This window comes from Bacteroides sp. OM05-10AA, assembly GCF_003439055.1.
Classification (GTDB): Bacteria; Bacteroidota; Bacteroidia; order Bacteroidales; family Bacteroidaceae; genus Bacteroides; species Bacteroides intestinigallinarum.
This window is the reverse complement of the sequence record NZ_QSUR01000003.1, coordinates 122239-134627: the sequence shown is the minus strand read 5'-3', so window position 1 is coordinate 134627 and position 12389 is coordinate 122239. Positions and strand designations below refer to the sequence as shown.

8 protein-coding genes and 1 pseudogene are annotated in these 12389 nt (G+C 40.7%); 3 read left to right on the top strand and 6 right to left on the bottom strand.

Features of this window, described 5'->3' with window-relative positions; translation table 11 throughout:
* Positions 1-6: 6 nt before the first annotated feature.
* The 3 genes and pseudogenes from trxA to DXB58_RS03205 all read left to right on the top strand — a co-directional run bounded on the left by trxA (position 7) and on the right by DXB58_RS03205 (position 3208).
* A pseudogene (gene trxA / locus DXB58_RS03215) lies at positions 7-504 on the top strand (thioredoxin).
* Positions 505-720: 216 nt separating this feature from the next.
* Positions 721-1938 (top strand): radical SAM/SPASM domain-containing protein, encoded by a 1218-nt coding sequence (locus DXB58_RS03210; protein ID WP_122135889.1) that lies wholly within the window; start codon positions 721-723, stop codon positions 1936-1938.
* Positions 1939-1957: 19 nt separating this feature from the next.
* The gene (locus DXB58_RS03205) at positions 1958-3208 is read left to right on the top strand and encodes a glycosyltransferase (protein WP_122135888.1); all 1251 of its coding nucleotides are present in this window, start codon (positions 1958-1960) and stop codon (positions 3206-3208) included.
* A 93-nt stretch (positions 3209-3301) separates the two neighbouring features.
* Here DXB58_RS03205 and DXB58_RS03200 read toward each other — a convergent pair whose 3' ends face one another.
* The 6 genes from DXB58_RS03200 to DXB58_RS03175 form a co-directional block, all read right to left on the bottom strand.
* On the bottom strand, positions 3302-4450 hold the full coding sequence (locus DXB58_RS03200; protein ID WP_074557988.1) for a metallophosphoesterase: 1149 nt from the start codon (positions 4448-4450) through the stop codon (positions 3302-3304).
* 20 nt (positions 4451-4470) lie between these two features.
* Positions 4471-5637 carry a metallophosphoesterase gene (locus tag DXB58_RS03195; protein WP_117937589.1) on the bottom strand — a complete coding sequence of 389 codons (1167 nt, stop codon included), beginning with the start codon at positions 5635-5637 and terminating at the stop codon, positions 4471-4473.
* A 24-nt stretch (positions 5638-5661) separates the two neighbouring features.
* Positions 5662-7119: a RagB/SusD family nutrient uptake outer membrane protein gene (locus tag DXB58_RS03190; RefSeq protein WP_122135887.1), complete on the bottom strand. Its 1458-nt coding sequence runs from the start codon at positions 7117-7119 to the stop codon at positions 5662-5664.
* 26 nt (positions 7120-7145) lie between these two features.
* Entirely contained in the window at positions 7146-10523 is a 3378-nt protein-coding gene (locus DXB58_RS03185; RefSeq protein WP_122135886.1) for a TonB-dependent receptor, read from the bottom strand.
* Between the two features lie 10 nt (positions 10524-10533).
* A complete protein-coding gene (locus DXB58_RS03180; RefSeq protein WP_004300558.1) occupies positions 10534-11703 on the bottom strand; it encodes a FecR family protein in 1170 nt (389 codons plus the stop codon).
* An 84-nt stretch (positions 11704-11787) separates the two neighbouring features.
* Positions 11788-12336 carry an RNA polymerase sigma-70 factor gene (locus DXB58_RS03175; protein ID WP_004304159.1) on the bottom strand — a complete coding sequence of 183 codons (549 nt, stop codon included), beginning with the start codon at positions 12334-12336 and terminating at the stop codon, positions 11788-11790.
* Between the last annotated feature and the right edge of the window lie 53 nt (positions 12337-12389).

Sequence of the window (12389 nt, the reverse complement as noted above, 5' to 3'; positions counted from 1 at the left end):
TAGTATATGAAACTAATGAAAGGTTTATTGAGTGCTTTTGCCGTTGTATTGGCAACCACAGCTTGTGCAGGCAACAGCGGAGAAAATAAAAAGAGTAATGAATCAACAAAGGAGGACAATAAAATGGAAGTAGTAGCATTAAATAAAGCAGATTTTTTAAAGAAAGTATATAATTATGAAACCAATCCGAACGATTGGAAATTTGAAGGCAGCCGTCCTGCTATCGTAGATTTCTATGCTACCTGATGTGGTCCATGTAAGGTGATGCACCCGATTCTGGAAGAACTGAGCAAAGAATATAGCGGTAAAGTAGATATCTACCAGATTGATGTGGACAAAGAACAAGATCTGGCAGCGGCATTCGGTATCCGCAGCATCCCTACCCTATTGATGATTCCGATGAAAGAGGAACCTAGAATCATGCAGGGAGCTATGCCCAAAGACCAGCTTAAAAAAGCAATTGATGAATTTCTTCTGAAACAAAATAACGAAGCAAAGCAATAGACTTCGACTTTTTTCTCGTCATGGTGACTGCCCTCTATTCGTCTTTTGAAGATGGATAGAGGGCTAGTTCTTTACAATAGGTTGCCTTATGGTATTCATTTACAGTGAAAAGGTAAGAATTTTACTTTTCACCACTGGACTTCGAATTGAAGATTTATGTACTTTTGTCTCATATAGATATGTATTAGCCAATAATTAAAGCAATATTCTAATAATATGAAGACCAAACGTACAAGAAGTTCTTTTCGTTCTATGAATTCGGAAAGAAAGTTAGAGTCCATCTTTTTATTTGTTACCGGAAAGTGTAATGCCAAATGTGCCATGTGCTTTTATGCCAATGATATGGCTAAGAAAGAAAAGGATTTGACTTTCGAAGAAATCAGGAAAATATCAGAGACGGCCGGAGAAATCAACAAGTTGTGGGTATCTGGAGGCGAGCCGACGCTCCGGGAAGATCTTCCTGAAATTCTTGAAATGTTTTACCGTAATAACCAAATCAAAGATGTCAATATGCCGACAAACGGACTGAAGCCGGATCGTGTCATCGAATGGGTGAAACGGTTCCGCACCAACTGTCCGGATTGTAACATCAATGTCAGCATCTCACTGGATGGATTCGGAGATACACATGATACACAACGAGGGGTACCGGGCAATTTTTATAAAGCGGCAGATACCATACGGAAAGTAAGCGAACATTTTAAAGACGATGGAAAAGTATTGCTCAATGTAGCCACGGTTATCACTAAATATAATATAGACCAGATTAATGATTTCATGACGTGGATGTATGGACGTTTCCATTTATCTACTCATACGATTGAAGCAGCCCGTGGCGTCACCCGCGAAGACGGAGTCAAAGCATTGGACGAATCCACCCTCCGACGGATTCAGGATGAAGCAGCCCCTATATATAGAGCTTATGCCAAACGAATGGTGAGTAACACTTCCGGTTTGCGCAAACCTATCACAAAGTTCTTCTATATAGGTATTATCCGAGCTTTATATGATATCCGGGCAAGTAATATCGACCAGCCAACTCCCTGGGGTATGGACTGTACGGCAGGAGAAACGACATTGGTTATTGATTATGACGGTCGATTCCGTTCCTGTGAATTGCGTGAACCGCTTGGCAACGTAAAAGATTACGATTGCGACGTACAGCAAATCATGAAAAGTGAAGCTATGAAACAAGAAATAGAAGCGATCGGACATGGATATAAAGCAAACTGCTGGTGTACACATGGTTGCTTTATCACTTCTTCCTTAACTTTCAATCCTCGCAAAATGATTAAGAAAGTATATAAAGGTTATCGTGAAGTGAACAAGCTCGACAAACCCATTGATTTCGGCGAGGACAATATGTCTAAAATGGAAGAGCATTACCACCTCGACCGGGAAAAATTACGTCTGCTCGGCATTATCAGGAATTAATCACTATAAACGTTCCGCCATGAAAATACTTTTGGTTACCAGAGGATCACAAGGAGATATCTATCCTTATCTGACCATTGCCTCCGCGCTGATAAAACGAGGGCATCAAGTCACATTGAATCTTCCACAAATATTTGAAAAAGAAGCAAAAGCATATCAGCTGGATTATGTCTTACAGGATTTTGATGATATACAAGGAATGGTATCGAAAGCAGGAGAGAAATCGGAAGGAGCCAAACCTTATCTAAAGTGGATGCGCGATGTGATTGACGTACAGTTCAAGCAACTGATTCCTCTACTGAAAGAGCATGATATACTGATAGCCACCAACTCCGAATTTGCAGCAGCCAGTGTTGCTGATTATTGTCAGAAACCATTTATCCGGACTGCCTTTGCCCCTTTTATACCCGGCAGGCATATCCCCCCTCCTATCTTCCCTTATCCAAAGCCTCATCCAATTTTCACTCCCCGGTTTATCTGGAAGCTGCTCAATATCGGCAACAACTATATGACGCAGAAAACCATTAATAAAAATCGGAAACAGTTAGGACTGAAGCCTTTAAAGAACTGTGGTTATTATTCCACGGAAAGAGCCTTTAATTATATGCTGTACAGCCGTTATCTCGGTAATACAGATCCCGATTGGAAGTATAAATGGGATATTGGAGGATACTGTTTCAATGACGCACTACACTATGATACGGATGCCTATCAGCAACTTCTGGATTTCATTCAGCAAGAACAAAGACCTGTTATCTTCTTTACATTAGGGAGTTGCAGCGCAAAAGAAAGCGATGCTTTTTGTAATCGGTTAATCCATATCTGCCGACAACTGAATTTCCGGCTGATTATCGGCTCCGGCTGGTCGGGTACAGGAAAGTCCTTAGCAAACGATAAGGATATCTTCCTATTGACACACACCATTCCGCACAGTCTGATATTTCCTCACTGTGATGCTGTCATGCATCATGGAGGAAGCGGAACAACACACAGTGTAGCCCGTGCAGGTAAACCACAAGTTGTCATGCCGCTAATCATCGACCAGCCCTATTGGGCTTATCGTGTTCAACAGTTGAGAATAGGACCTAAATGCATCAAAATCAATAAAGTTTCCGACCGGGAATTAAAAGAAAAAGTGAATGATTTGGTGACTAATCCTGTGTATAAAACAAAAGCGACAGAATTAGCCAAACAAATCCGCAATGAAAAGTCTGTAGATAATTTCTGTGATTTTATAGAATCTGTGGTGATGAAAAACAATAGCATATAAATGAATACACTTATATAGAATACCAAAAGTCACAAGAATGATAGAGGTACAATGAAAGCCTCTATTGTTCTTGTGGCTTTAACTTTGGATTTATCATAGTTTTCTCTGAACACCGTCGTCACCAACGACGTAATAAACTCCATTGTCTATCAATACAGCCCGTCCACGCTTTTTCTTCCGATTCTCCTTATTGTCAACATTGACAGCGATGACTTTACCATTATAAAAGGTTGAAATATCCTTGAAGATAGTGTGCCCCACAAGGATATGTTTTACCATATAACGATCCAACATCATTTGTAAAGAGTCCTGTACCAACGGTTTATACTTGGGATCTTCTCTCACCAGACCGCGATACCAGATCGGACCGTCATTGCCATACAGAAAATCAGTCAATGGAGAAAGTGCCTTACGCTCTTTTTTGCTCATGAAAAGTGCCCGGCTCATTTCCTCGTTCACAGTGGGGATATTCAAGTCCTTATCATAGAATAATTTTCCTAATCCGGCATGTACATATAAATCGGTTCCAATAATTTGCATTGTATTACGTGTTGCAAGCCAACGGCCCAATTCGGTATTTGTGCCGAATAATGAAGGATATTCCACTCCCAGTTTTTCTGCCAGCAATTTATATTTATCTTTTGTATAGCGAAGATCGTTAGACAACACCAAAGCCTCATGGTTTCCCAAAAGGAAAGAGACATGACCTCCCGCTTTAACCGCTTCGTCTTCTAATTTATAGAACAGCCAGAAGATCTGCAGTACATCCTTGCCACGGTCGAAAATATCTCCGATAATCACCAAATGATTGCTACCGAAATTCCACTGATAGTTATCATTAATCACTCCGTTTCCTTGCAGTAGGCTAATCACACAATCTAGCCGCCCATGAGGATCGGACATCACAAAAACTTTTTCCGGACGGGTATATTGCCACTCCGGTCTTTTCAATGGATGGAGTTTTACATCAAATGGATACCGTCCCTCATGATCCGTCACACGGAAACTGAAATCTTTAGGTAATGTCGCATAAGTCTTGTCTGTAATCCGTCCTTTCTTATTGACATTAATAACCCGTGTACTACCGTCTGCCTGATAGAGTATATAGGGTCCGTCACCAGACAATTTCTCTTTTTTCTCTTTCTTCTTATCTCCTGAATGATAAGTTCCGGCCTGAATGCCGGAACTTATTAAAACGAGAACAAGAGTAGAAAGAAATAATCTCAAAAAACGAGTGCTCATATTCTTTTCTTTCTTGAAGTTTATTTTTTAATCGTTACTAATTCTCCTTCGTCATTGATGGCTTTAATATCATCTCCTTCAATAACCACGGCACGAGTCTCTTTTTCAAAAGCCTTGGGATGATTAACACAAATATCATATACCTTTTTATTATAGGTATACTTCACACGACTATTTTCCGTATGGCCGATAATAATACGTTTGACATCATATTTAGCCAGAAGTTTATCTACATCCGCTTCCTTTATCGGACTGTACTCACTGCCAGTCTTAACCATTCCACGATACCACAACGGACCGTTATAACTATCACTATAAAGGAAATCGGCAATCTCCGGATATTGTTTTTTCCGTTCCTCTTTTGAAAGGTAAATGCTCTTGCTCACCAGTTCATTGATTTCGGGAATCGTCTCTTCGCGTTCCATAAACGCCTTACTCAATCCTGCATGAACATAAAGGTTTTCACCTACAATCTGAATGGTGTTTTTAGAACGCAGCCAGTTACCCATCACATTCGTCAGTCCCCACATTTTTCCATAGGTCATGTTCATCGCTCTTTGCGAAAGAGTGTTGTACTTGGCATACGTATATTTCAGATTATCACGCATTATCATTTCTTCGTGATCCCCTAAGATAGTTGTCACTCTGCCACCAACAGCTTTCGCCTCAAATTCCAATTTGTATATGAGCCATAAAATAGGAAGTACGTCTGCTCCACGATCGAAAATATCACCATCAATCACCAAATGGTTACTGCCATATATCCATTCATATTTATCATTAATCACTTCCCCTGTTTTCAGAATAGCGGCAAACAAGTCGAAACGCCCGTGAAGGTCGGATACGGCAAATGTTTTAGCATACTCGGTACGGTCTTCCCATGCCGGACGTTCGAAATTCTCAATCTTATTAATGGGTACCTGAAAAAGGAGTTGATTATCATCCGAATACACATCCAGTTTCAATCCGGCCGGTAATCCGGACTCTTCACGAATGTTCAATGCATTATCTTTAGTCACTTCCAGGATTTTAAGTTTACCGTTTTCATAGAAAAGGTAAGGGCCATCATTACGGAAATGAGTGATTTCAGCTATATCCGGTCCCACAGGAGTCAGATCTTCCCCGCACGAATAAAAGGCCGTGATGAACAAACCCAAAAGGAAATAGATGCTATATATCTTTTTCATAATTTCTATACGTTAATGCGTTAATTAATGCAATTCATATTCCGGATTCTGAACCATATTCTCATTGTACTCCATTTCGTGGTTAGGAACAGGAAGAACAATTTTATAATAACTCCAATCAAACTCTACTGCTTCATTGGGAACTTCGCTCAAATAATCTTCACGTATCACTTTCTTGTTATTTCTAAGTAAATCAAAGAAACGTTGTCCCTCTCCCCAGAATTCAATGCGACGCTGTTCAAGCACCAGATCCAGATTTATATCTTCATCTGCCACAGCATCCAGATCCTTACCCGTACGTACATAAATAGGTTTCAGATACTTGCGCGTATTAGGTATATCATTCCTCTTAATCGCAGCTTCAGCCGCATTCAGATAGAGTTCCGACAGACGGAAAACCGGAATATTGGCATCTTCATACGATTTAGAACCTTGTGCCGGATATTTCAAGCAATAAGGTTTACTGCTACTCTCCGTAGACACCATCTTACTACGAACATCATCGGAATTGTCTTTCATGTAGTCTTTCCAATACTTTTCGGTGGCTATCAGATTATACTTGGTGCTAAGATAACCGATGGATGATTTTCCCGGACTATCAGTTGTCAGATTCACAATTTCGAACAACAGTTCACTATTGAACGGAGTAGCCCATATCTTGGCATATTCATCATTGGTCCACAACTTATAGCCTTGTTTTTCTGCACCTTTAATAGCTTCGGCAGCCACATCGTATGCCTCTTTGTCATTCCCCATATAGAGGTAAACCCGGCTTAATAATGTCATTGCCGCCCATTTATTGATTTTACCCTCTTTCTTTACCGAACGAAGCAGCTTCACCGCATCTGTCAGGTCGTCTGTGATGGCCTTATAACATTGGGCAGTCGTATTGCGGGAAGGTTTGATATTCTTATCTTCTACCACTTTATCAATGATGGGCACAGCCAATGATGCCCCGTTATCTTTTAGATAAGGATACCCGTAAATACGTGTCATATCGAACAGCAACAAGGCACGTATTGCCAAAGCCTCTCCTTTCAAGTCATTATAATACTCCTGCTCTGTCAGCTTCTCCAGTTTCGGAGTTGTAATTTCCCGATCGGGAACAAGCTTTATCTTTTCAATATCCCTGAATAAAATGTTCAGGTTCTTACCAATACCGTAGTACATTCCCCAGAAGCCACTAGGTCCATTCGTCTTATTGTACTTGAATGTATAGAAACTGACATTGGTGCTGGAAGACTTATAAGATTTCATGTCATCTCCCCTCAAATCACCATAACAGAACATATCTGCTCCATAATAACTGGATGACTGCATACTGCTGTATGCACCGTTCAGCACAAATTCAAAATCTCTTAATTCGGTCAATGAACCATCGGTTTCTATAGCTGTGGAAGATTGCAAATCCAACCAGTCATTTCCGCAACTACTCAATAAGGTTGCAAAGACACCTAAAGCTATATATTTTATCTTTTTCATACTTATTCATTTATAGATTAATGCACTTAGAATTTCACTTCCAAACCGAATGTATAAGTTCTCATCGGAGGAGTATCCCAACTAGGTGATGAACCCGATTCGGGGTCAATATAATCGTATGCCGCCCAAGTTAACAGGTTATTGCCCGATGCATACAGACGTATATTGTCTATACCCACTTTCCGAGTCCATGTCTTCGGCAGTGTAAAACCGAAAGTCAGATTCTTCAGACGAACATAATCTCCACTGTATAAACGACGTGTGGTAGCATAATCGGTCATGGAAATTGATCTACCGACTACAAAACGTTCAATACTCGTTTCATCCCCCTCCTTCTGCCAGCGTTTCCGGTAATAAATAGGAATATTCAGTGTTCCGTCGCCACCATGTTCCAGTTTGCCTGCCGCGCCGTCATAGTTCCATGCCCCAAAAGAGAAATTCACGTTAAAATTCAGATCAAACCACTTATAAGAGATGCTGTTACCTAGTCCACCGGTGATAGTAGGATCGGCACATTGCAGTATCACTTTTTCCGCACTACGCGGATCTTTAGTAGTTTCTTTGTTCAGATTTCCATTTTCATCTGTCGTATTCTTATAGAACATCGGCTCACCGTCTGCCGGGTCGATGCCTGCAAATTCAATCATATAATAGGTAGAATAGGGCAAACCTACCTTATGAATAGATGTTCCGCTGGTTACTTGTTTCAAATCTCCGTCCAACTTCAGGATTTTATTGGAATTATGTCCCAGATTCAAGCTTGTGCTCCAACGAAAATCTTTTGTCTCGATATTAGTTGAACGAATTTCCAATTCATATCCCTTGTTTTGTAATTTACCAATGTTGGCAAGATAACTTGAGAAACCTGTTGCAAGAGATAATGGCCGGCTGTAAAGCAGATTTTTCGTTGTACGGACATAATATTCAAATGTAACATTCAGTCTGTTGTCGAAGAATCCCAGGTCGATACCGGAGTTGAAGTTATAGTTGGTTTCCCAAGTCAGTTCCTTGTTTTCCAGTTGCGACTGCGTGATACCCGGATTATCGTTATAATTACTGGTCAGACTGCTCAATCCCATATATCCATAATAAGAAGACGGCAGAGTTCCGTTCACACCATAAGAAACTCTAAGTTTCAGGTCGCTTAACCAGTTCTGAAGAGGTTTCATAAAACTCTCGCTACTCACTCTCCATGCACCGGACAACGACCAGAAATTTCCCCAACGATTCTCTCTCGCCAATCGCGAACTTCCGTCTGTTCTCCAACTCGCTCCCAGATAGTATTTGTTGTCATAATCATAGTTGGCACGCGTAATATAAGAAACAATACGCGTCGTACTGTTAGAACCTCCCATACTCTGATACACTACACCATTGTTGACTTCCGGTTTATCCCAGCGTGCAAAATTAGAGATAGTAGTTCCCAATCCATCCGACTCCTTACTGTTGATTTCATAACCAGCCAAAAGGTCCAGATTGTGTTTTTTCTTGATCTTTGTCTGATAAGTCAGAATATTAGACCATGTCATATTGGTAATATCATTATAATCTTTGCTGAAACGTCCGTTATCATCGTCACCGTCACTGGTACGCGGGTCTTTCCATGCACGAGACTTGTTCATCACAAAATCATAACTGAATGTAGACGCAAACTTGATTCCTTTCCAAATGTCGAATGATGCATATACGGTATTGAAAGAACGAGTCGCATATTCTCTCTTAAAATTATAAGAATTTGATAACATCGGGTTACGGTCATCCAATTTGATTAATGCACGGTTCCAGGTGCCGTCTTCATTCCATATAGGGTCAGATGGTGTAGCTCCATTACGCGTACCGTAAATTGGAGAAGTATACGATGTACCCTCCGAATAAGTATCCTGATTCACTTTGGAGAACTGTATCTTTGCACCGATATTCATCCATTTAGCCATCTGATAGTCTACATTCAAACGTGCAGAAATACGTTCCAGACCGGAGTTTATCGTAACACCATCCTGCTTCATATAGCCGATAGATGTATAGTATTTAATCTTTTCCTGTCCGCCGGAAGCTGAAAACTCGTAATTCTGGTGGCTACCGTTACGGAACAGATAATCATCCCAATTCACAAAACCACACCAAGGGATCGGTGCATACTGGTCAATATTCGAATCGGCATAAGCCCATGCTTCATTCTCGGTCATCCCCTGATGAAGTCCTACCTCATCATCGGTCTTACCGCTATAAGTTAAAGCATAATTCCGAAGCCCCTCGTGGATCAGGTTACGACGTTCCTGTCCGCCCATCAATTCGCGGAAAGGCATGGCAAAATTAGAGAATCCCCAATCCGATTTCAATTTAAAGACCGGTTTACCTGCTTTTCCTTGTTTCGTGGTAATAATGACAACGCCATTCGCTGCACGTGAACCATAAAGTGAAGCAGCAGCGGCATCCTTGATAACAGTGATGCTTTCAATATCCGATGTATTCAAAGTAGACATTACATCCAAACCAGAATCACTACCGGATGCACCAATATTACCCGACAATACGGGAACACCATCCACTACATACAGCGGAGAATTGGAGGCATTGAACGAACCCATACCACGGATACGGATGGACGTTGACGAACCCGGTATACCCGAACCGGTATTTACGCTGACACCGGGAGCCGCCCCCTCCAACATCTGTTGGAAAGATACATTAGGCACATCTTTCACAGCATCTGTCTTTACGATACTGGCAGAACCTGCATAAGCCGATTTCTTGAAAGTACCATATCCCGTTACAATCACTTCGTCCAACAGGTTATTATCCACTTTCAGGATTATGCTCATCGGCTTGCCGGGAGTTGCAACGACTTCCTGTGACGTATAACCGATATAAGAAACCATCAGAGTCACTTTCTTGTCTGTAACTTCCAGATGGAAATTACCGTCCATATCAGTCATCATACCGTTAGTTGTACCTTTCACGATGACATTAGCTCCGATTATCGGCTCTCCACTATCTTCAATTACTTTCCCTGTAATCGTATATTTCTCACGTGCAACAGTTTCCGTCCTAACGGGTTCAGCCTTACGGATGGCAATTACTCCATCATGAACCGTATAAGTCAGTCCGCTATTTCGCAGGCATTTGTTTAGCACTTCAGAAATCAGTTCATTCTTCACATCCAGATTTTCCACTCTGACTTTCTTCGCATCATTTGTGCTGTAGATAAAGGTAAAGTCCGTTTGTTTCTGAATTTCCCAAAGAACTTCATTCAGTGTTACATTTCTGAATTTGGCTGTAACCGTGGTCTGTGCGAATACAGATGCGCGCATCAGCCCTGAAGTCGTAATACAGAGAAAAAGGAACATCATACAAAGACGTTTTCCATATTTCCCAAATCTGGCAACATTACGTAGTTTTTCCATAAAACAGGGATTAATGATTAGTGAATATTTTGATAGTTTTTCCTTCTACTGTGACTGTTACTCTACCCGTTTGCTCCAACAATTTCACCAATGGGGTAATCTCATTATAGCGGTTAACATAGCAGCCGAAGCGTAACTCCTTGGTTGCTTCATTCTCATAGACTACATCCATATCATACCATCTGGCAAGAGTTTTCATGATGTCGTCCAATCGCTGATCTTTGAAATTGATCTTTCCATGTATCCATGAAGTATAAAATGCAGTATCTACATTGCGTACATTGATCTGGTTGCTGCCCGGAGTAATGCAAGCCTGTTCCGATGGTTTCAGAATCCGGTTACTTCCATTTTCAGTCTGTACTTTTACCGAACCGCTGACAAGTGTAGTTTGATATTCTTCGTTTGCGTAAGCTGATATATTAAAAGTAGTTCCTAATACTTCTATTTTCATCCCTTTGGTTTGTACAATAAAAGGCTGTCCGGTTTTGCTTACTTCGAAATAGGCCTCTCCCTCCAATTCTACCAGACGGCAATCCTGTGCAAACTGAACAGGAAAGCGGATGGAACTCATAGAATTCAACTGTACCTTGCTTCCATCGCTCAACATTAGCTGATATTCACCACCACGAGGAACGTTTACCTTATTATATGCAAGTTTTTCGGATGTCCGGGCGGGAGCCTGCTGATAATTCAATACGGTAGAATCCACCTGAATGACTGTACCATCTTTTTCTTTCAATTCCACGCCGGAAGTGGACTTCAAATCAATTGCTTCTCCATTATCCAAAATAAGAACGGCTTTCTTACCACCCGGAACAATTTGTTCCTCTACTTGAGATAACGGCTGGGGTTCATTACCGCTCTTATATATTGCCACAGTAGCAATAGCCACCGGAAAAATGAAAATAGCAGCATATTTACATATATTCAGTATCCGATGTCTGAACCGATGGCGTTGGATTTTTCTTTGCACTCCCTCCCATCCGTCCTCTGCATGGAAAGTTTGCCGCTTCTGCATATTCTGCTTTATGTTTTCTTCCTTGCAGATTTCCTGAAAAAGGCGTTCGTTTTCGGGCGATTCATCTCTCCACCGGGTCAGTTCCGCCTGTTCTTCTTCCCCGATTTCATCAGATAAGTATCTGGCAATAAGTCTTGCAATATAGAAATGTTGGTTTATCATAATTCACATGTTTTAATCGTTGTTTATACTAAAACAGGTGAATTGAAAATCAGGGTGTATTAAAAATGATTTTTTTAAAAGAAACTATAAAAAGTAAAAAACCAAGTAGTAATAGTCTTTCAAATATACGCGTAATTTACGGTAGGCAATCTTTTTCTGGGAGTGTACCGTTTCGCCGGAAATATTCAGTGTTTCAGCAATTTCCGGATTGCTTTTTCCCTCAAGCGCCAGTTGCATAATGCTTTTCATCTGCGGCGGTAGTTTTTCAATGGCATCCACTAATATCCGGTAACTTTCTTCTGCTATGACCTTGTCTTGGAAAAAAGAGTCTTTACTCATTTCCTGAACTTTCTGTGCATACTCGTTCATGACCTTGGTATGTTCCAGTTCATTTAAAGATTTATTGCGTACCGACGTATAGAGGAATGATTTAATCTGATGCACATACATGAAATCATCGCGCAACTGCCACAACTTCACAAAACACTCCTGAACAATATCAGCCGCTAATGCATCATTTTCGACATACTGATTAGCAAACATACATAGAGATATGTAATATTTGTCGAATATAGAACGAAACTGAGTCTCATCAGTTAACTTAATACTAATATAGTCTGTTGTGCCAATCACGTATTCTTTATTTTGGTTACAAATATACCATTTGAAAATTATGTAACCAAACA